The sequence below is a fragment of the Pseudomonas sp. NY15435 genome, from assembly GCF_048068295.1.
Lineage (GTDB): Bacteria > Pseudomonadota > Gammaproteobacteria > Pseudomonadales > Pseudomonadaceae > Pseudomonas.
Genome location: NZ_JBLUQA010000011.1, coordinates 154,676 through 174,144, shown reverse-complemented (window position 1 = coordinate 174,144; position 19,469 = coordinate 154,676). Strand labels below are relative to the sequence as shown.

General features: G+C 66.8%; 16 protein-coding genes and 1 riboswitch. Of the genes, 5 read left to right on the top strand and 11 right to left on the bottom strand.

What is annotated here, in order from left to right:
• Window positions 1-39 precede the first annotated feature (39 nt).
• Genes ACNFH5_RS23855 through ACNFH5_RS23840 form a run of 4 tightly spaced genes read left to right on the top strand, consistent with a single transcriptional unit; the run spans window position 40 to window position 3,686 of the window.
• Window positions 40-582 carry a GNAT family N-acetyltransferase gene (locus ACNFH5_RS23855; protein WP_416750244.1) on the top strand — a complete coding sequence of 181 codons (543 nt, stop codon included), beginning with the start codon at window positions 40-42 and terminating at the stop codon, window positions 580-582.
• Window positions 579-2,195, top strand: a complete 1,617-nt coding sequence (locus tag ACNFH5_RS23850; RefSeq protein ID WP_416750242.1) for a SagB/ThcOx family dehydrogenase — start codon at window positions 579-581, stop codon at window positions 2,193-2,195. Before ACNFH5_RS23855 ends, ACNFH5_RS23850 begins: the two co-directional genes overlap by 4 nt.
• Window positions 2,196-2,208: 13 nt before the next feature.
• Entirely contained in the window at window positions 2,209-3,078 is an 870-nt protein-coding gene (gene tesB / locus ACNFH5_RS23845) for an acyl-CoA thioesterase II (protein ID WP_416750240.1), read from the top strand.
• Window positions 3,075-3,686 carry an HAD family hydrolase gene (locus tag ACNFH5_RS23840; RefSeq protein ID WP_416750238.1) on the top strand — a complete coding sequence of 204 codons (612 nt, stop codon included), beginning with the start codon at window positions 3,075-3,077 and terminating at the stop codon, window positions 3,684-3,686. The genes tesB and ACNFH5_RS23840 overlap by 4 nt, the downstream gene beginning before the upstream one ends.
• Before the next feature lie 267 nt (window positions 3,687-3,953).
• Here ACNFH5_RS23840 and ACNFH5_RS23835 read toward each other — a convergent pair whose 3' ends face one another.
• Window positions 3,954-5,810, bottom strand: coding sequence for a TonB-dependent receptor domain-containing protein (locus ACNFH5_RS23835; protein WP_416750236.1), 1,857 nt, complete (start codon window positions 5,808-5,810; stop codon window positions 3,954-3,956).
• An 88-nt stretch (window positions 5,811-5,898) separates the two neighbouring features.
• A riboswitch (cobalamin riboswitch) is annotated at window positions 5,899-6,092 on the bottom strand.
• A gap of 37 nt (window positions 6,093-6,129) precedes the next feature.
• Window positions 6,130-8,040, bottom strand: coding sequence for a 1-deoxy-D-xylulose-5-phosphate synthase (gene dxs / locus ACNFH5_RS23830; RefSeq protein WP_416750234.1), 1,911 nt, complete (start codon window positions 8,038-8,040; stop codon window positions 6,130-6,132).
• Between the two features lie 246 nt (window positions 8,041-8,286).
• Here dxs and ACNFH5_RS23825 point away from each other — a divergent pair, with 246 nt between their 5' ends.
• Window positions 8,287-9,291 (top strand): Ldh family oxidoreductase, encoded by a 1,005-nt coding sequence (locus ACNFH5_RS23825; protein ID WP_416750232.1) that lies wholly within the window; start codon window positions 8,287-8,289, stop codon window positions 9,289-9,291.
• 176 nt (window positions 9,292-9,467) lie between these two features.
• On the opposite strand, the gene ACNFH5_RS23820 is transcribed toward ACNFH5_RS23825, so the two are convergent.
• From ACNFH5_RS23820 to ACNFH5_RS23780, 9 genes are all read right to left on the bottom strand, one after another.
• On the bottom strand, window positions 9,468-11,045 hold the full coding sequence (locus tag ACNFH5_RS23820) for an aldehyde dehydrogenase (NADP(+)) (protein WP_416750230.1): 1,578 nt from the start codon (window positions 11,043-11,045) through the stop codon (window positions 9,468-9,470).
• 277 nt (window positions 11,046-11,322) lie between these two features.
• Entirely contained in the window at window positions 11,323-12,240 is a 918-nt protein-coding gene (locus ACNFH5_RS23815; RefSeq protein WP_015475498.1) for a dihydrodipicolinate synthase family protein, read from the bottom strand.
• A 105-nt stretch (window positions 12,241-12,345) separates the two neighbouring features.
• A complete protein-coding gene (locus tag ACNFH5_RS23810) occupies window positions 12,346-13,377 on the bottom strand; it encodes a trans-3-hydroxy-L-proline dehydratase (protein WP_416750228.1) in 1,032 nt (343 codons plus the stop codon).
• Window positions 13,378-13,555: 178 nt separating this feature from the next.
• Window positions 13,556-14,278, bottom strand: coding sequence for an amino acid ABC transporter ATP-binding protein (locus ACNFH5_RS23805; protein ID WP_315808805.1), 723 nt, complete (start codon window positions 14,276-14,278; stop codon window positions 13,556-13,558).
• Complete coding sequence (locus ACNFH5_RS23800) at window positions 14,271-14,921, bottom strand: amino acid ABC transporter permease (RefSeq protein WP_416750225.1); 651 nt, start codon at window positions 14,919-14,921, stop codon at window positions 14,271-14,273. Before ACNFH5_RS23800 ends, ACNFH5_RS23805 begins: the two co-directional genes overlap by 8 nt.
• Before the next feature lie 11 nt (window positions 14,922-14,932).
• Window positions 14,933-15,598, bottom strand: a complete 666-nt coding sequence (locus tag ACNFH5_RS23795) for an amino acid ABC transporter permease (protein ID WP_024764661.1) — start codon at window positions 15,596-15,598, stop codon at window positions 14,933-14,935.
• Window positions 15,598-17,316 carry an aconitase X gene (locus tag ACNFH5_RS23790; RefSeq protein WP_416750358.1) on the bottom strand — a complete coding sequence of 573 codons (1,719 nt, stop codon included), beginning with the start codon at window positions 17,314-17,316 and terminating at the stop codon, window positions 15,598-15,600. The genes ACNFH5_RS23795 and ACNFH5_RS23790 overlap by 1 nt, the downstream gene beginning before the upstream one ends.
• 70 nt (window positions 17,317-17,386) lie before the next feature.
• The gene (locus ACNFH5_RS23785; RefSeq protein ID WP_416750223.1) at window positions 17,387-18,193 is read right to left on the bottom strand and encodes a transporter substrate-binding domain-containing protein; all 807 of its coding nucleotides are present in this window, start codon (window positions 18,191-18,193) and stop codon (window positions 17,387-17,389) included.
• A 462-nt stretch (window positions 18,194-18,655) separates the two neighbouring features.
• On the bottom strand, window positions 18,656-19,435 hold the full coding sequence (locus ACNFH5_RS23780; protein WP_416750221.1) for a helix-turn-helix domain-containing protein: 780 nt from the start codon (window positions 19,433-19,435) through the stop codon (window positions 18,656-18,658).
• Window positions 19,436-19,469: the final 34 nt, after the last annotated feature.

Sequence of the window (19,469 nt, the reverse complement as noted above, 5' to 3'; positions counted from 1 at the left end):
GGGTATCATGGTGACCTTTGATGAAGCGCGAAGATTCCCATGGATTTTCCCAGCCTGACTACCGAGCGCCTGCTGCTGCGGCCGTGGCGCCATGACGACCTGGCGCCCTTCGCCGCGCTGAATGCCGACGCGCAGGTGATGCGGCATTTCCCCGCCTGCATGAGCCGCGAGGAGAGCGACCTGCTGGCCGCGCGCATCCTCCAGCATTTCGACGAGCACGGCTTTGGCCAGTGGGTCGTCGAGCGCCGCGAGGATGGCGCGTTCATCGGTGTGCTCGGGTTGGCGAGGGTGTCCTTCGAAGCAGCGTTCACCCCGGCGGTGGAGATCGGCTGGCGCTTCAATGTTGCCTACTGGCGCCAGGGCTATGCGCTGGAAGCGGCCCGCGCGGCGCTGGACTTTGCATTCGACCAGTTGAAGCTGGACGAGGTAGTGGCCTTCACCGTACCGGCCAATCTGCCGTCCCAGGGGCTGATGCAGCGCCTGGGCATGCTCCGCGATGAGGCTAGCGATTTCGAGCACCCGCGCCTGCCGGAAGGCCATCCATTGCGCCCGCATGTGCTCTATCGGGTTCGTCGGCCATGAAGGCCGAAGACGGCGTGCGCGCCTACCACGAGCTGAGCAGCCACCGCCCCGAGCGCTTCGCTCCCGGCCCCGGCCAACTCGACTGGGCGACCCAGCCGGCCGCGTTCCGCCGTTATGCCGGGGCACGCTGCATCGAACTGCTGCATCGGCCGCAGGAAGAGTCGCCAGGTTATGACGACGTGTTCGCCGGCCCCATCGGTCAGCCCGCGTCGCTGAGTCTGGCCAGCGTTTCGCAACTGCTCTATGACAGCCTGGCGATCTCTGCCTGGAAAGAGGCCGGCGGCAACCGCTGGGCGCTGCGGGTCAACCCGTCCAGCGGCAACCTGCACCCGACCGAGGCCTATCTGCTGCTGCCTGCCGGGGCTGTGGATAACGCTGCGCTGCTGGCGCACTACAGTGCCGACGAGCACGTGCTGGAGGTCCGCGCCGAGCTGCCGGTGCCGCTGGCGCACCAACTGAACGAGGTATTGCCCTCCGGCGGTTTTCTGCTGGCGCTGGCGAGCATTCCCTGGCGCGAAGCCTGGAAGTACGGCGAACGCGCCTACCGCTACTGCAACCACGACCTCGGTCACGCGCTGGCTTGCCTGGGCATCGCCGCAGCGATCCAGGGCTGGGAAGTGCGCCTGTTGCGCGGCATTGCCGAAGCACGGCTGGATGCGCTGATCGGCCTCGACCGCGACGGTTTCAGCGAACACGAGTTCGCCGATGCGCTGCTGTGGATCGGCCCCGCACAATCTGTCGAGTTCCCGTTAGCGGATGCGCTGCTCAAGGCGATCGCCGAGCTGCCTTTGGCTGGCGTGCCCAATCGCCTGTCTCGCGAGTATCGCCACTGGCCGGAGCTGGAGCGGGTGCACTCGCTCTGCCGCGCACCCGTGCTGCCGCGTGGTGACTGGTCCGCGTCGCAAGCCGAAGCGGTTGTGGATAACCCCGGGTTGCCGCTGCGCCCGATCCTCCATCGCCGCCGCAGTGCGCAATCCATGGACGGCCGCAGCGGTATTCACGCCGAGTTGCTGTATGCCTGGTTGCGCCGCTTGATGCCCGAGAGCTCGCCCGTTCCCTTCGCGTGCAGCGGCGAGCCGGCGCGGATCGACCTGTTGCTCTTCGTCCACCGCGTCCAGGGCCTGGAACCGGGCCTGTACTGGCTGGGCCGCAGCGGCCGCGAGGCCGGCGGACTGCGCGCAGATTATCTCTGGCAACCGGTGGAGGAGAGCGGCGTGCCGCTGTACCGCCTGCTGTCCGGCGATGCGCGCGGGTTGTCGGCGTTCCTGTCCTGCGGGCAGGACATCGCCAGCGACGGTTGCGTTGCCTTCGCCATGCTGGCTGACCTCGACGCTGCTCTCGCCGACGGCGCCTGGACCTATCCGCGCCTGTACTGGGAAGCCGGCCAGATCGGCCAACTGCTCTATCTGGAAGCCGAGGCCGCGGGCGTTTCCGGCACCGGCATCGGCTGCTATTTCGACCCGGCACTGGACGAATTGCTCGGCGGTGGTCCGGACTGCCCGGTCAGCCTCTATCATTTCACCATCGGCCGCGCGGTCTGGGACGAACGGCTCACCAGCCTTCCCGCCTACAGCGCGCAGCGCCGACACCCACTTCAGCAAGACCGCAATTGAGGACACAACGCGCATGACCCAGATCCTGGACAACCTGGTGGCTCTGCTGAGCCTGGAACAGATCGAAGAGAACCTGTTCCGCGGCACGAGCCAGGACCTCGGGTTCCGCCAGCTGTACGGCGGACAGGTACTCGGCCAGGCGCTGTCGGCGGCCAGCCAGACCGTCGAGCCGGAGCGCCATGTGCACTCGATGCACGGCTACTTCCTGCGTCCGGGCGATGCCAGCAAGCCGGTCGTCTATCAGGTCGATCGCGTGCGCGATGGCGGCACCTTCAGCACCCGCCGCGTCACCGCGATCCAGAAGGGCCAGCCGATCTTCGCCCTGAGCACCTCGTTCCAGACCGACGAGGAAGGCTTCGAGCACCAGATCAGCATGCCCGACGTGGTCGGCCCGGAGAACCTGCCGACCGATCAGGAACTGAAGAAGCGCAGTGCCGCGCAGTTCCCCGAACGCATTCGCGACAAGCTGCTCTACCCCAAACCCATCGAAATCCGCCCGGTGACGGAGAACGACCCTTACGACCCCGAGGTCGGCGAGCCGATCAAGTACCTCTGGCTGCGCGCCGACGGCAAGCTGCCGGACGTGCCGGCGCTGCACAAGTACATCCTCGCCTACGCCTCGGACTTCGGCTTCCTCACCACCTCGCTGCTGCCCCACGGCCGCTCGGTCTGGCAGAAGGACATGCAGGTCGCCACCATCGACCATTCCGTGTGGTTCCACCGCGACCTGCGCGCGGACGAATGGCTGCTCTACGCCATCGACAGCCCCTGGGCCGGCAACGGTCGTGGCTTTGTGCGCGGCAGCATCTTCAACCGTGACGGCCAGCTGGTTGCTTCCTCCACCCAGGAAGGCCTGATCCGCCGCCGCGAGGACTGGGCATGAACCCAGCCACGAGCCTGGGCGAGATTCGCCACTGGGTGTTCGACATGGACGGCACCCTGACCCTGGCGGTGCACGACTTCCCGGCAATCAAGCGCGCCCTGGGGATTCCCCAGGAGCACGACATCCTCACCCACCTGGCCGCGCTGCCGGAGGACGAGGCGGCGGCCAAGCATGCCTGGCTGCTGGAGCACGAGCGTGAGCTGGCGGTGGCTTCGACTGCCGCGCCGGGCGCGGTGGAACTGGTGCGTGCGCTGCATGGCGCGGGATACCGACTGGGCATTCTGACGCGCAACGCCCATGAGCTGGCGCTGATCACGCTGGCTGCGATTGGCATTGGTGATTGCTTCCTGACCGAGGATGTTCTCGGCCGCGGCGAGGCCGATCCCAAGCCCAGCCCGGACGGCCTGCTGCGCTTCGCCGCGCGCTGGGACGTGGCGCCGCAGAAGATGCTGATGGTTGGCGATTACCGCTTCGACCTCGACTGTGCCCGTGCCGCCGGGGCGCACAGTGCTTTGGTCAACCTTGCAGAGAATCCCTGGCCGGAGCTGACGGACTGGCATGCGCAGGACTGCGCGGAGCTGGGGCGGATGGCGGGGGTTCTGGTTTAGTCCGCTGCCCTGCGGGTTCGCGAGCAAGCTCGCTCCTACGAAGAGCAAATCGGGAAGCTCAGGGATATCCCTGCACGCCAACCCTGTAGGAGCGAGCTTGCTCGCGATCTGCCTTCCGCTCCCGGTTCCCGGCCTCCTTGCAGGCTCATCGCCCGCGCCTATAGGTCGGGTTTCGCGTAGGAGCGGACTCCGTCCGCGATCGGCATTCGAACACGCCAGAACATCGCGGAAACATCCGCTCCTACGGGGGCCGTCAGGCTGCTTCTCTTAAAGCTCCGGCGTCCAGGTCACCGCCAGCAGCGCGGTACGGCCCGGCTCGCGGTAGGGACGGGCTTCGCCCATGAAGTCCGTCGGGCTGGTCGGGCGCAGGTAGTCACCCAGGGTGTAGTCGCGGTCCAGGGCGTTATCCAGTTTCAGGTCGAAGCGGATTTCATCGCTGGCCAGCCAGCTGGTGCGCAGGTCGAGCACGCCGTAGCCGGACAGTTCGCGGGTATTGGCCGCGTCGTCATAACGCTGGCTGACGGCGCGCCAGGTGCCGCCGACGCCGAAGGCGCCGAACTGCCGGTCGAGGTCCAGGCTCAGGGTGCGGCGCGCGCGGTAAGGCAGAGTGTGGCCGCTGTCGCGGTCGCGCGGGTCGATCAGACTCAGGCCGAGCGCGGCCTGCCAGCCCAGCACCTCGCGGGCGACGCTGGCTTCGAAGCCATCGATGCGCGCCTTGTTGATGTTCTCCGGCTGGTTGCTGGTGCTGTCCCAGGCGATCAGGTCGTCGATCTCGGTGCGGTACAGCGAGGCTTCCAGGTGCGTGCCTTCGATGTCCCCGCGCCATTGCAGTTCGTAGGTTTTCGAGGTCTCGGCCTTCAAGTCCGGGTTGCTCGCGCCGGGGTAGTAGAGGTCGCTGAAGGTCGGCGCGCGGAAGCCTTCGCCGTAGCTGGCAATCCAGGTCTGGCTTTCGCCCACCGGCAGGCTGAAGGCGGCGTTCCAGCTGTTCTGGCTGCCGTAGGCCTGGTTGTTGTCGTGGCGGATGCCCAGTTCGGCGCCGAAGCTGTCGCCCTTGAAGCTGTGCTGGGCGAAGAAGGCGCGGTTGCTGCGCTGGTCCTCGGCAAAGGCGGTGGTGCCATCGACCCTGTCTTCGTACCAGTCGGCGCCCAGGGCCAACTGGTTGGCTTCGTCCAGTTGCAGGCGGTTGGTCCAGCTCGCCGAGTGGCGGGTGGTTTCCAGCGTGCCGTTGTTCCAGCTGTCGGCGGCGCCCACGGCCTTGTTGCGGTCGTAGCTGCGGCCCAGCTCCAGGCGGCTGTTCCACATCTTGGTGATCTGGCCGTCGAGGTAGGTGCTGTAGCTGCTGACGCGGAATTCGTCCTGCGGCGTACCGGGCTCGAAGTTGTAGGCGTCGTCGTATTCGTTCTTGCCGCGCTGGTCATTGAGGTTCAGCCCGGCCTTCCAGTCATCGCTGAAGCGATGGTCCAGGTTCAGGTGCACGGCCTTGTTGCGCTGGGCGTCGTGGTCGTTGTCGGCGCCGACGTTGTCGCTGGTGCGGTCCCAGCCCTGGCTCTCGTCGAGGCTGCCACCGAGGTTGTAGCGGGTCTGCTCGTTGCCGCCGGAGAGGCTCAGGCTGCGCTCGAAGGTGCCGTGGCTGCCGGCGGCCAGGCGCACTTCCGGGTGCAGGCCGGCTTCGCCGCGGCGGGTGAAGATCTGGATGACCCCGCCGATGGCGTCGGCGCCATACAGCGCCGAGCGCGGGCCGCGGGTCACTTCGACGCGCTCGATGCTGTCGATGCTCAGGTAGTCCAGGCGGGCGATGCCGCTGCTGGCCGAGGCGACGCGCTGGCCGTCCACCAGTACCAGGGTCTGCGCAGTGCTGGTACCGCGCACGGAGTAGGACACCACGCCGCCGGAGCTGCCCATCTGCACGCCGGGCACGCGGGCGAGCAGGGCGGGGACGCTGCGCACCTGCAGGCGTTCGATGTCGGCGCGGGTGAACACGCTGTTGGCCGAGGTGGCTTCGGCGCGCGGCTGGGCCTGGCGGGCGGAGGTGATCACCTGGTCGGAGAGCGTGTAGATGTCGCCAGCGGCGAAGGCCATGCCGGGCAGCAGGCTGGTGGCCAGGGCGAGTCGGGTCAGTTTCATGGAACGTCCTCAAAAGCGGTCGGATGACTTTCGAGGAGGGCGTGGCAAGGGCGGCAGGCCGCACTTGACGGTGCGGCCCTCCGCAACACCTGTCGGGGCGTGTCGAGGGCGGTCTCCGGGCTGCCGACGTCACATCGCCGCCTTCCCACAAGAGCAGTGGCCATGGCGATGCTGCGCTCCCTTGGGGCGCGTCGGTTACCGTTGCGGGGGCAGCGCAGGTCTTTCACCTGCTTCCCGTTACCTCGAACGAAAACGGGCGCACCTTAGTCGGTGCGCCCGTCACTGGCAATACTCCCGGGGAGGGATGCGCCGATCGGTCTCAGCGGTTGCCGAGGGCCTCCAGGCGTGCCTTCACCGAGGCTTCGATGCCGGCGGCGTCCAGCCCGCACTCCGCGAGCATCTGTGCCGGTTTGGCGTGCTCGACGTAGTAGTCCGGCAGGCCCAGGTGCAGGATCGGCTGCTGGAGGTTCTCGCGGGCGAGGAATTCGCTGACGGCGGCGCCGGCGCCACCCATCACCGAGTTTTCCTCGACGGTCACCAGCAGCTCGTGGCTGGCGGCCAACTGGCGTACCAGTTCTTCGTCCAGCGGCTTGACGAAGCGCATGTCGGCGACGGTTGCGTCGAACTGCTCGGCCACTTTCAGCGCTTCGGCCAGTTGCACGCCGAACACCAGGAAGGCGACCTTGCCAGCCTTGCCTTCACGGCGCACCACGCCCTTGCCGATTTCCACCGGGGCCAGTTCGGCTTCGATGCTGGCGTTCGGGCCGGTACCGCGCGGGTAGCGCACCGCCGCCGGGCCTTCGAAGTGATGGCCGGTGGTGAGCAGCTTGCGCAGTTCGTTCTCGTCGCTGGGGGTCATCACCAGCATGCCGGGGATGCAGCGCAGGTAGGAGAGGTCGAAGCTGCCGGCGTGGGTCGGGCCGTCTTCGCCGACCAGACCGGCGCGGTCGATGGCGAACAGCACATCGAGGTTCTGCACCGCGACGTCGTGGATCAGTTGGTCGTAGCCGCGCTGCAGGAAGGTGGAGTAGATCGCCACCACCGGTTTGGCGCCATCGCAGGCCATGCCGGCCGCCAGGGTCACGGCGTGCTGCTCGGCGATGGCGACGTCGAAGTAGCGGTCCGGGAACCTGTCGGCGAAGGCGACCAGGTCGGAGCCTTCCTTCATTGCCGGGGTGATGCCGACCAGGCGCGGGTCCTGGGCCGCCATGTCGCACAGCCACTGGCCGAATACGCTGGAGTACTTCGGCCCGCCGGTCTTCTTCGGCACGGCGTGGGCGGGGGCGCCTTCGGGTTCGAGCTTGGTGATGGCGTGGTAGCCGATCGGGTCGATCTCGGCCGGGCCGAAGCCCTTGCCCTTCTTGGTCACCACGTGGAGGAACTGCGGGCCCTTGAGGTCACGCATGTTGCGCAGGGTGGCGATCAGGGTGGGCAGGTCGTGGCCGTCGATGGGGCCGATGTAGTTCCAGCCCAGCTCCTCGAACAGGGTGCCGGGGACCAGCATGCCCTTGGCGTATTCCTCGGTGCGGCGGGCGATCTCCCAGGCGCCGGGCAGGCGCGAGAGCACCTTCTTGCTGCCTTCTCGCATGCTGCTGTAGGTGCGGCTGGAGAGGATCTTGGCCAGGTAGTTGGACAGGCCGCCGACGTTGTTGGAGATCGACATGTCGTTGTCGTTGAGGATCACCAGCATGTCGGCCTTTACTTCCGACGCGTGGTTGAGCGCCTCGAAGGCCATGCCGGCGGTCAGCGCGCCGTCACCGATCACCGCCACCGACTTGCGACTGGAGCCCTGCATGCGCGCGGCGATGGCCATGCCGAGAGCCGCGCTGATGGAGGTACTGGAATGACCGACGCCAAAGGTGTCGTACTCGCTCTCCGAGCGGCGCGGGAAGGCGGCCAGGCCGTCCTTCTGGCGCAGGCTGCCCATGCGTTCGCGGCGGCCGGTGAGGATCTTGTGCGGGTAGGCCTGGTGGCCGACGTCCCACACCAGACGGTCGTCCGGGGTGTCGAAGACGTAGTGCAGGGCCACCGTCAGTTCGATGACGCCCAGGCCTGCGCCGAAGTGGCCGCCGGTCTGGCCGACGCTGTACAGCAGGTACTGGCGCAGTTCGTCAGCGAGGGTCAGCAGCTCCGTCTCGCCCAGCCGACGCAGCTCGACCGGCGTGCTGGCGCGGTCGAGCAGGGGCGTGGCAGGGCGCGCGCGGGGAATCTCGTGAAACGTCGTGGGCATCAGGCTGATCGTTATGAGAAGGCAAAGATGCGGAAGTTTACCCGAAGCTCAGGATTGGCCCAAGCAACGTGGGGCCAATCCTTCGGACGACCGGATAGTCGGAAATGGTGCGACAGGCTGTGCCGAAATCGTCGTCGCTGCCGACGATTGCACGCAAGCGGGCCTTGGCGCGAGCATCCACTGTAGACACGATCACCGACCGGCGGCGGATTGCCGCAGTCTTTTGTAGCAACCGAGGAGGATGGCGTGACCCGACTGAGCCTGGAAGAACTGCGCGAACTGTCCGAAGCGATCCTGCATCGCCACGGTTTCAGCGAGCCCCACGTGCAGGGCGTGACCGAGACGGTGCTGGCCGGCGAGCGTGATGGCTGTACCTCCCACGGGGTGTGGCGGTTGCTTGGCTGCATCCACACGGCGCGCGCCGGCAAGGTTTCGCTCGATGCCGTGCCGGAGCTGTCGGAACCGGCCCCGGCGCTGGTGCGGGTGGACGCCAAGGGCGGTTTCTCTCAGTGCGCGTTCGATCTCGGGCTGCCGAAACTGGTGGAGAAGGCTCGCAGCCAGGGCATCGCCGCGATGGCGGTCAACCATTGCGTGCACTTTTCCGCGCTGTGGGTGGAGATCGAGCGGATCGTCGCCCATGGCCTGGTAGCCCTGGCCGTTACGCCGGCCCAGGCCTATGTGGCGCCGGCCGGCGGGACGCGGCCATTGTTCGGCACCAACCCCATCGCTTTCGGCTGGCCGCGTGTGGGCCAGAACCCCTACGTCTTCGACTTTGCCACCACGGTGGTGGCGCGCGGGGAAATCCAGTTGCACGAGCGCGAGGGCAAGGCGATCCCGCTGGGCTGGGGCATCGATGCGCAGGGCAATCCCAGTACGGATGCGAGCGCCGTGCTCGACGGCGCCATGCTGACCTTCGGCGGGCACAAGGGCTCGGCGCTGGCGACCATGGTCGAGCTGATCGCCGGGCCGCTGATCGGCGACCTGACCAGTGCCGAATCCACGGTGTTCGATGAGGGCACGAAATCATCGCCCCATCACGGCGAGTTGCTGATCGCCATCGACCCGGCGCGCTTCCTCGGTGCGGAGGCTGCGCAGCATCTGGCGCGGGCCGAGACCTTGTTCGAGTCCATCGTCGACATGGGCGCGCGTTTGCCATCGCAGCGGCGTTTCGCGGCGCGCGAACGCAGTCTGAGCGAGGGCGTGGAGATCAGCGATTCGCTGTATGCCGATTTGCGCAGGCTGCTCGCATAGCGAGCCGCCCATGTAGGAGCGAGCTTGCTCGCGAACAGCTTGGCTCCGCTGCTGGGGCGGTTCGCGAGCAAGCTCGCTCCTACGAAAAGCGGCGCATAAAAAAGCCCCGGCGCAAGGCCGGGGCTGAGCATCGGCGCGGGACTGGCCGACAGTTCACTCCCGCGCCGACGAACCCTTCAGCGAGTCACCGCGTTGCGCGTCGTCTCGCCATCCACCAGCCGCGCGATACCCAGCGGGTTGGCGTCCTTCAGCGCTTCGGGCAGTAGCGCATCCGGGTAGTTCTGGTAGCACACCGGGCGCAGGAAGCGGTCGATGGCCAGGCTACCGACGGACGTGCCACGCGCGTCGGAGGTCGCCGGATAGGGGCCGCCGTGAACCATGGCGTCGCAGACTTCCACGCCGGTCGGATAGCCGTTGATCAGCAGGCGACCGGCCTTGCGCTCCAGCACCGGCACCAGGGCGGCGAAGCGTGCGAGGTCGTCCGGTTCGGCGATCAGTGTGGCGGTGAGCTGGCCGTGCAGGCCGTCCAGCGCGCGGCGCAGTTCGGCTTCATCGGCCACTTCGACGACGATGGTGGTCGGACCGAAGACTTCTTCCTGCAGCAGTTCCTCGCCTTCCAGCAGCAGGCTGGCGTTGGCCTGCAACAGTTGCGGGAACGCCTGCGCGCCTTCCTGCGGCTGCCCGGCGAGATGACGCAGGCCGGGGTGGGTGAGCAGCCTGGCGATGCCCTTCTCGTAGCTTTTCAGGGTGCCGGCGTTGAGCATGGTCTGCGCCGGGCGCTGGCCGATCTCGGCGATCAGGTTGGCGGTGAACAGGCTGAAGGCCGGCGAAGCGATACCGATTACAAGGCCGGGGTTGGTGCAGAACTGGCCGCAACCCATGACCACGGAATCGACCAGCTCGCGGGCGACTTTCTCACCGCGTGCTTGCAGTGCGGCGGGCAGGACCAGAACCGGGTTGATGCTGCTCATCTCGGCGAAAACCGGGATCGGCTGCGGGCGCGCCGCCGCCAGGTCGCACAGTGCTCGACCGCCCTTGAGCGAGCCGGTGAAGCCGACCGCCTGGATCGCCGGGTGCTTGACCAGCGGCTCACCGACGCCGGCGCCGTAGATCATGTTGAACACGCCGGCCGGCATGCCGGTGGATTCGGCCGCGCGGACGATCGCTTCGCCGACGAGTTCGGCAGTCGCCATGTGGCCGCTATGGGCTTTCACCACGACGGGGCATCCGGCGGCGAGGGCGGCGGCGGTGTCGCCGCCGGCGGTGGAGAAGGCCAGCGGGAAGTTGCTGGCGCCGAACACGGCCACTGGGCCGACGCCGGTGCGGTACTGGCGCAGGTCCGGGCGTGGCAGTGGTTGGCGCTCGGGCAGCGCGCGGTCGATGCGCGCACCGAGGAAGTCGCCGAGCCGCAGTACCTTGGCGAACAGTCGCATCTGGTTCGCGGTGCGGCCGCGTTCGCCCTGGATACGGGCGGCGGGCAGCGCGGTCTCGCGGCAGACGGTGGCGATGAAGTCGTCGCCGAGGGCTTCGAGTTCGCTGGCGATGGCGTCGAGGAATTGCGCGCGGCGTTCCGGCGACAGCGCGTTATAGGCCGGGAAGGCGGCTTCGGCGGCGCGGGCGGCGGCGTCGACTTCGGCTTCGGTGGCCTGGAGGAATTCGCGGGGCAGGGCTTCGCCGGTGCTGGCGTCAAGGCTCTGCAGGCGGGTGGTGCCGGCGCCGACGCGCTGGCCGGCGATGAAGTTCTGAGCGGTCATGGGTGGGCTCTCTGGTGCTGGATTTCGGTGCGGCGAAGAGCCCCTCTCCCCAGCCCTCTCCCTGAAGGGAGAGGGAGTGTCCGAGTGGCTCGGGTAGCGGTGCTCTTCTGATGCCTGGGTTGCAGGCAGAGCACGTTGTTTTTCTTCACGCCGAACCAGTCCCCCTCTCCCTTCGGAGCGAGGCGCGTAGCTAGGGTTAGGGAGAGAGAATCGAGCATGCGAGTGAACGAGGGAGTTCCGGTCCGCACGGACGACCTCTCTTTCCTCTGGTCGCCACTCAGAGTCCGACGTCAGGCAGCTTCGGCCGATTCGCCAGCGCCTTGGCCATGATCGTCTCCACGTGCTCGCGATCCGCGCCTTGCAGCGCCAGGCGCGGCGGGCGGGTGAGGGCGGTGCCGCGGCCGGCGATCTCTTCGCACAGCTTGATGCACTGCACCAGGTCCGGACGGGCGTCGAGGTGGAGGATCGGCATCAGCCATTCGTAGATCGGCATGGCTTCTTCATAACGGCCGGCCTTGCACAGGCGGAAGATGGTCTCGCCTTCCTGCGGGAAAACGTTGGACATGCCGGAGATCCAGCCTTCCGCGCCCACGGCAATGCTTTCCAGCACCACGTCATCGAGGCCGGCGAAGAGGATGAAGCGGTTGCCCACTTCATTGCGTACGTCGATGAAGCGGCGGGTGTCGCCGGAGCTGTCCTTGAAGCAGACGATGTTCTCGCAGTCGGCCAGGGAAATGAGGATGTCCGGGGTGACGTCGTTCTTGTAGATCGGCGGGTTGTTGTAGACCATCACCGGCAGGTCGGTGCTGGTGGCCACGCTGCGGAAGTGCGCGGCGGTCTCGTGGGGCTTGGAGGAGTAGACCAGCGCGGGCATCACCATGATGCCGTCGACGCCGACCTTCTGCACGGCCTTGGCCACTTGCGAGGCGCCGTGGCTGGTGAACTCTGCGATGCCGCAGATCACCGGCACGCGGCCGCCGGAGGCGTCCTTGGCGACTTCGGTGACGGCCATCTTCTCCTCGATGGACAGCGAGGTGTTCTCGCCCACGCTGCCGCACACCACCAGGCCCGACACGCCGTCGCGCACCAGGTTGGAGATCACCTTGTGGGTAGCTTCCAGGTTGACCGAGAAATCGTCGTTGAACTGAGTGGTCACCGCGGGGAACACGCCACTCCAATTGACCTTCTTGCTCATGTTTTTCTCCAATTGTCGTATTTCGTATACGAAAGTTCTGGGAGGCTTCCCTGAATTTTCGTCGTCGGGTGCCGCTACGCGGCGAATCAGGGTTGAAAGGGAAAATCAGTAACCGTTCGGCCAGGTATCCGAGAGCCGATAGCCTTCGGGCCAGGGATCGCTCGGGTCGAGCAGGTGCTGGTGAGTACCGGTGATCCAGGCACGACCGGAAATGCACGGATGGATGGCTGGCTTGTCGCCGACGCTGGTGAGGCCGTCGATGCGGCAGTGGAATTTGGAATCGATGATCGAGTGGCCGACGAAGCGCTCGCCGTCTTTCAGCTGGCCCTTGGCATGCAGTACCGCCATGCGCGCCGAGCAACCGGTGCCGCAGGGCGAGCGGTCGATCTTGCCGGGCCGGATGACCACCGCGTTGCGGCCGTGCAGCACGCCGTCGATACGCTCCACCGGCGCGGTCAGCTGGCAGAAGGAGATGTGTGCCCAGTCGTGGTTTTCCGGGTGCTTGAAGCCCAGTTGCTGGTTCGCTGCGCGGGTGATCTTCAGGCCGGTGGCGACCAGGTCGGCGGCCTCCGAGGCGTGCAGGGTAAAGCCCAGTGCGTGGGCATCGGCGAGCACGAAGCTGTCGCCGCCGTAGGCGGTATCCACCTGCAGCGAACCGAGCCCTTCCACTTCGATCCAGGCATCGAGCTTGTCGGCGAAGGAGGGCAGGTTGCGCACTTCCACGCGCTGCACCTTGCCGTCCTTGCAGTCGGCCACGGCTTCGATCAGGCCGCCCGGCGCTTCCAGGGTCAGGCGCGTCTGCGGCTCCTGCATCGGCAGGATGCCGCTGTCGAGCAGCACGGTGCTGACGCACAGCGAGTTGGAGCCGGACATCGGCGGAACGTCCGCCGGCTCCATGATGATCCAGGCCATCTGCGCGCGCGGGTCTTTCGGCGGTACCAGCAGGTTCACATGGCGGAACACACCGCCGCGTGGCTCGTTGAGGACGAAGTTGCGCAGGGTGTTGTCGCTGGCGATGAAGCGCGACTGCGCCCACACGGTGTCGCCTGGCGGCGGGGCGACGCCGCCGACGATGACGTCGCCGACTTCGCCTTCGGCGTGGCAGCTGACGACGTGGATGATCTTGCTTGAACGCATTGCTCTCTCCTGATTCTCTAGCGGCCCGTTTTCCCTCTCCCCAGCCCTCTCCCTGAAGGGAGAGGGCGCCGTCCGTGCCGGCTGACGCCAAGGCATCAACCTGCTCCGATCCAGTCCCCTCTCCCGCATGCGGGAGAGGGTTAGGGAGAGGGGCTCTTGTCTCTAGTTCATCAACGGCCTAGTTCACCGACCTCAGGAACTCCGCCGTCTCCGCCCGCTGCGGATTGACGATCACCTGGTCCGGCGTGCCGATCTCATGCACCAGCCCTTCGCGGAAGAACGCCACGCGGTCGGACACATCGCGGGCGAAGCGGATTTCGTGGGTCACCAGCACCATGGTCATGCCCTCTTCGGCGAGCAGGCGCATGGTGTCGAGCACTTCGCCCACCAGTTGCGGGTCGAGCGCCGAGGTGGCTTCGTCGAACAGCATGTAGTCCGGCGACATGGCCAGCGCGCGGGCAATTGCCATGCGCTGCTGCTGCCCGCCGGAAAGCTTCTGCGGGAACACCTTGAGCTTGTCGCCCAGGCCGACGTGCTTGAGCTGCTTGACCGCCATCGCCTCGGCCTCTTCCCTGGGCAGGCCGAGCACCTTGCGCGGGGCGAGCATGACGTTCTCCAGCACGGTCAGGTGCGGGAAGGCGTTCCACTGCTGGAAGACGATGCCGATCTTCTGCCGCAGCTTGTTCAGGTCGGTGGTCTTGGCGTGGACCTCGATGCCGTCGACGCGGATCTTGCCGCGCTGGATCGGCTCCAGGCCGTTGATGCACATCAGCAGGGTGGACTTGCCCGAACCCGAGCCGCCGATGATCGAGACCACCTCGCCCTTCTTCACGGTCAGGCTGACGCCCTTGACCACTTCGAGATCGCCGTAGGCTTTGTGCACATTGTCGATTTCAATCATTTTCCTGCCACCTTTGTTCCAGCCGGGCACCGAGGCGCGCCACGACCCAACTCATGAGGTAATAGATGACCCCGGCGATGCACAGCACCAGCAGGGGTTCCTGGATGCGCGTCACGATGGTCTGCGAGGCGCGGAGCAGTTCGACGATGCCGATCCACATGACCAGCGCGGTGTCCTTCATCACCCCCAGCACCAGGTTCAGCCAGCCGGGGAAGGCCACCCGCGCCGCCAGCGGCAGCACGATGTAGCGCAGGTCCTGCCAGTAGGTCAGGCCCAGCGAGCGGCTGGCGCGGCGGATGTTCGGGCCGACGGCGAGGATGCCGCTGCGGATGATCTCGGTGCAGAACGCCGCCGCGTAGACGCCCAGCACCAGGCAGCCGACGGTGAAGGCGCTCCAGTTCAGGCCGACGATGCTTTTCAGCGAGTTGAAGAGCACGAACTGGATCAGCAGCGGCACGCTTCTGAAGATGTCGAGGAACCAGCCGACCGGCATCGTGGCGCGCGGCAGGGTGGCGCGCAGCCAGCCCAGCACGATGCCGGCGAGGGTGCCGATGAGCATGGCGCCGACGGTCAGCTTGACGGTGACCCAGGCCCCTTGCAGCAGGAACATCAGGTCATTGACGGTGAAGCTCGTGGAAAACATGCGTGCTTCTCCTAGTAGCGGAACAGTCGCCAGCTCAACAGGCGGGCGACCACCACGATGACCTTGGCGATGAGGTAATAGAGCACCGCGGCCAGGGCGAAGTACTCGAAGGTGCGGAAGGTGCGCACGTTGAAGTCCTGGGTCACGCCGGTGAGGTCGTTGTTCAGGCCCACCACTACGCCCAGCGAGGTCATCAGCACCGCCCAGACCATTTGATTTGTGAGCGGGTAATAGACGATGCGCAGCAGCTGCGGAACGATGATCATCCGGTACGCCTGGAAGGCGCTCATGCCCAGCGAGCGCGCGGCGCGCATCTGGGTGTCCGGCACGGCCTTGAGGCCGCCGCGGAAGTTCTCCGCGAGGTAGCCGGCGTTGTTGAAGGTGATCCCCGCCAGCAACGCCACCCAGGAGCTGACGTGCAGGCCGAAGGAACCCAGGCCGAAATACAGGATGTAGATCTGGAACAGCGACGGGGTGTTGCGTGCAATCGATACCCAGGTGTCGGCGAAGCCCTTGAGCAGCGGGTTCTTCATCTGCCGCATGACGGTCAGCAGCAGTGCGATGAGCACGCCGAGGATCATCGACAGCGCGGCGGTTTCCAGGGTCACCCAGGCGCCGCCGAGCATGTCCGGCAGGGCCTTGAAGGCGGAGCGCCAATGGAAGCTGTAGTTGAACATCAGCGCACCCCCTCGCTCAGCCAGCGCGGTACGCCACCGTCACCGCGCCCGCTGCAGGCAGCGTCGACGCACGCGGCGAGGCTGCCGAAATGCACCTGGCGCCCGGCCAGGCCCGGACCGTAGTGGGCGTACTTCGCCGAGTTGGTCATCAGTGTGGTGCAGGCCGGCGGGATCACCGGCTCGCCGATCATGCACCAGCAGGTGTCGTTGAGCAGTTGCGCGCCGAAGTCCTCCAGCACCTTCACGTCACCGGCGGCGCGGGCCTTTTCCTGCACGGCACGGCCGAGGGCGATGACCAGTGCAACGCCCGGATGCTTGCGGCGCCCGGCCACCAGCTTGGCCAGCTCGGCACATTCGCTGGCGGAGAAGTGCGGGTTGCCCAGGGACACCAGTTGCACGCCGGGTTCGCTGGCGTGGTCCAGCTCGCGCCATGAGGCGATCAGGTCCGCCGGGGTGACGCGCAGGTGTTCCTGCGCTGCCTTGCCGCCCAGGGCGGTGCTGGCGTCCGGCGCTTCCGGCGTGACCCCGGCGATGTGGAACATCGGTGCGGCGGAGGTGGTGGCGAAGGCCGCGCCGAAGGCTTTCAGCGCATCGTTGTCCGGGGCCAGCGGCTGCAAGCCGTCGACCACCGGGATGCGCGAGCCGCACAGCTCGCCGATGTGGTAACCGAGCAGCGGGAAGATCGACTCGTCGTGGGCGGCCGGCAGTTCGACATCGATCCGCAGCACGGCCAGCCGACCTTCGTCGCGGTGGCTGCCGACGTTCGGCGCGCGGCCGGTGAGGGCGATGCAGATGTCGAGGTAATCCGGGTATTTCAGGGTCCGCGCGCCGAGCACGCTGTTGGCATAAACAACGGCGTTGGACTCGGCCCACACGACCTGCTCGCCGAGGCTCGGCTTGCTGTCCAGCAGGTAGGGCGCGCAGGTGTAGCTCATCTGCGCGCCCATCTCCATGTAGGCATCGCCCAGCGCGGCAGCGGGCTCGCCGAAGGCCTTGTCGACGCCCAGCTCGCGCCAGCGGCGGTGGTCCACGGAGATGGAATTGAGAGTGGTCGGCACCTTCACCTTGCCGCCCCAGTCCGCCAGCTGGCGGGCGAAGCGCAGGCTGGCGGGGCCGGTATAGATGCAACCGTCGATGTGCGCCTGGGCGATATCCAGCAGGCCCTTCGCGCCTTGCAGCGCAGCCATGCGCAGGACGATCTGCATGGCCGCCTGGGCGGCCTTGCCGTGCTTACCGTCGAGCAGTTCGTGGTCGCCGGCGGTGAGTGCCAAGCCTTCCGGCAACGGGCCGGCGTCGCTGGCCATCACGCCCTGCCAACCATCGGCAGGGCGCTCGGCGCTGAGTGTCACGGTGTCGCCTTCGATGCGGGCCCAGCCGCCCGCGGACAACTGCGCGAAACCTTCACGCCCCAGGCACAGTACCGGGATGGAGCAGCCGAACAACGCCTGCGCCACCAGTACGCCGAGGGTGAGGATTTCGTCCGGCTCGGCCAGCAGCAGGGCTGCCGGCGCGTGGCCGTTGAGCAGTATTTCCAGCATCACGCTGCTGCCCGTGCAGGAGCCGCGTCCGCTGGGAATCGCCAGCACCCGGCCGGGCAGGAAGCTGCCCGACAGCGGATGGTGGCGGTCGATGACCTCGCCGCTGAAGGGCTCGACGCCACCCCAGAAGCTCAGCCCGGTGTCGGCGGTCAGTAGCGCCCCTTCGGCGCTACCCCCCATCAGGACCCGCCCTGTCAGGCGCAGGTCCCGCACCCTTGAAGCCTGCATCGAAGACATGTTGCGCCCGCCGTCAGTAGTACACGTGGGGAACGGTGAGGTCGACCGGGGTGCCGCCGACCCACTTCTCGTACAGCTCGGCGTAGCGGCCGGTGCGGACCTGCTGGTTGACGAAGAGGTTGAGGTAGTGGATCAGGCCGTACTCGTTGCGCGCAGCGGCCAGCGACACGTAGTCGATCACATAGGGCGCGTTGCCGACGACCTTCAGCCCCTTGTACTTGCCGGACTTGAGGGTGGAGGCGGCGACGGTGTTGGTGACCACGGTGGCGTCGATGTGACCCTGAGCGACGGCGAGGATGGTGTCGTTCTGGCTCTGGTAGGCGCGGAAGGAGCCCTTGCCGCCCCATTTCTTCACGTCCTTCTCCAGCGCGATGGCCTCATAGGTGCCGCTGGTATTGCCCACCGGGCGGTCCTTGATGTCCTCGTACTTGGTGATGCCGGTGTCTTCGCGGGTCAGCACCACCATCTGGAAGGCGAAGTAGGGGATGGTCATGGCGACCGTCTTGGCGCGCTCCAGGGTGTCGGAGGTGGAGGCGACGATCACATCGGCGCGGCCGGAAACCAGCGCGGGGATACGATCCGGGAAGGGCGTCTCGACGACTTCGGCGGTAACACCAAGGACCTTCGCCAGGTCGTTGCAGTAGTCGACGTCAAAGCCGACCGGGTTGTTCTGCGCATCGCGCGAGCCCATGGGCGGGAAGTCCAGGGTCACGGCGCAGCGCAGCTTGCCGGATTCGATGATGTCGTCGAGCTTGTCGGCTTGGGCCTGGCCGACGAGAAACACAGCGGTGAGGGCTAGAGCAATTCGGGTGAATTTCATGGGGGCCTCTCTGAGTCAGTGTTGTGCAGCGATTTTTGTATTATGGATTTCGTATACGATATTTCTTAGAGCAAGGCATGTGCCAAAAACCATCCGGACGTGACTCATGGGTCGCAGGGCCCGGAGTTGGGGGGATTGGTTGCAGGGCCCCTTCCGAAACAACTGTAGGCGCGGTCCGGTCGCTGTTACCAAATGAAGCAGGAGCGTGTTTCGCTGCCCCTTATGGGAGCACTCAGGTGTCGCAGGTTGGTTGGGGTGGGGTGGTTCGCGAGCAAGCTCGCTCCTACGAAGAGCAGCCGCGCGGGCCTCCTGTAGGAGCGAGCTTGCTCGCGAACCGCCCAGGCAACTCGCAGGAGGCTCAGGCCCGTAGGGCGGATAAAGCGGCACGCTTTATCCGCCATCTCAGCGCCTGGACTGTCGGCGCATAACGCCGTAGGCGTTATGCCCCCTACGGAGGGCCTGTCAGCTGGGTGCGGATTGCGACTCGCGATACTGCGTAGGCGACAGCCCGGTCAGCGCGCGGAACTGCCGACTGAAGGCGCTGTGATCGGTGTAGCCGCAGCGCAGGGCGATCTCGGTGATCGGCAGGTCCTCGCCGAGCAGGCGGGTGGCCGCGCCCAGGCGCGCCTTGTGGATCATCTGCCGTGGCGTGAGCTGGAAGATGCGCTTGCAGTGACGTTCCAGTTGCGCGACGGACAGCCCGGCCAGCTCGGTCAGCTCGGCGAGATTGATCGGCTTGTCGAAGTGTTCGCGGATGTAGGCGTCCACCGTCGCCAGGCGCTGGTACGCCGGATGCGTGGACTGTGCCGCCTGCAGGTCGCTGGAAATCCCCGCCATGCCGATCACCGCGCCGTCGGCATCACGCAATGCCAGTTTGTGGGTCAGGCACCAGCCGGGTTGCCGGCCGGGGTAGAGATGTAGCTCCAGCTGGTCGCTGAGCTGGCCGCCGGTTTCCAGCACGCGGCGATCCTGCTCGGTGTAGATCGGGCCGAAGCGCGACGGGAAGACTTCCTCGGCGGTGCGCCCGAGCAGCTCGCGGGCATCCTTCACTCCGCAACGCCGCGCCAGGGTCTGGTTGACCAGCACGTAGCGCGCCGCGGTGTCCTTGATGAAGAACACCACGCCAGGCATGGCATCGAGCAGCGGGGAAATCTGCGCAAGGGTCTGCAGCAGGCTGTCCAGGTCGCGGGCGCCCTGGGGAATCAGGTCGTGCATCGGGAGGCGAGTCGGCTGTCGGAACATGGCAGAAGGTAGGGTGCAAGGTGGCGAGATGGTC

What these genes read in the sequence shown, in the direction of transcription:
- ACNFH5_RS23855 (WP_416750244.1), top strand. Translation starts at nt 40, where the DNA reads ATGGATTTTCCCAGCCTGACTACCGAGCGCCTGCTGCTGCGGCCGTGG.
- ACNFH5_RS23850 (WP_416750242.1), top strand. Translation starts at nt 579, where the DNA reads ATGAAGGCCGAAGACGGCGTGCGCGCCTACCACGAGCTGAGCAGCCAC.
- tesB (WP_416750240.1), top strand. Translation starts at nt 2,209, where the DNA reads ATGACCCAGATCCTGGACAACCTGGTGGCTCTGCTGAGCCTGGAACAG.
- ACNFH5_RS23840 (WP_416750238.1), top strand. Translation starts at nt 3,075, where the DNA reads ATGAACCCAGCCACGAGCCTGGGCGAGATTCGCCACTGGGTGTTCGAC.
- ACNFH5_RS23835 (WP_416750236.1), bottom strand. Translation starts at nt 5,810, where the DNA reads ATGAAACTGACCCGACTCGCCCTGGCCACCAGCCTGCTGCCCGGCATG.
- dxs (WP_416750234.1), bottom strand. Translation starts at nt 8,040, where the DNA reads ATGCCCACGACGTTTCACGAGATTCCCCGCGCGCGCCCTGCCACGCCC.
- ACNFH5_RS23820 (WP_416750230.1), bottom strand. Translation starts at nt 11,045, where the DNA reads ATGACCGCTCAGAACTTCATCGCCGGCCAGCGCGTCGGCGCCGGCACC.
- ACNFH5_RS23815 (WP_015475498.1), bottom strand. Translation starts at nt 12,240, where the DNA reads ATGAGCAAGAAGGTCAATTGGAGTGGCGTGTTCCCCGCGGTGACCACT.
- ACNFH5_RS23810 (WP_416750228.1), bottom strand. Translation starts at nt 13,377, where the DNA reads ATGCGTTCAAGCAAGATCATCCACGTCGTCAGCTGCCACGCCGAAGGC.
- ACNFH5_RS23805 (WP_315808805.1), bottom strand. Translation starts at nt 14,278, where the DNA reads ATGATTGAAATCGACAATGTGCACAAAGCCTACGGCGATCTCGAAGTG.
- ACNFH5_RS23800 (WP_416750225.1), bottom strand. Translation starts at nt 14,921, where the DNA reads ATGTTTTCCACGAGCTTCACCGTCAATGACCTGATGTTCCTGCTGCAA.
- ACNFH5_RS23795 (WP_024764661.1), bottom strand. Translation starts at nt 15,598, where the DNA reads ATGTTCAACTACAGCTTCCATTGGCGCTCCGCCTTCAAGGCCCTGCCG.
- ACNFH5_RS23790 (WP_416750358.1), bottom strand. Translation starts at nt 17,316, where the DNA reads ATGGGGGGTAGCGCCGAAGGGGCGCTACTGACCGCCGACACCGGGCTG.
- ACNFH5_RS23785 (WP_416750223.1), bottom strand. Translation starts at nt 18,193, where the DNA reads ATGAAATTCACCCGAATTGCTCTAGCCCTCACCGCTGTGTTTCTCGTC.
- ACNFH5_RS23780 (WP_416750221.1), bottom strand. Translation starts at nt 19,435, where the DNA reads ATGTTCCGACAGCCGACTCGCCTCCCGATGCACGACCTGATTCCCCAG.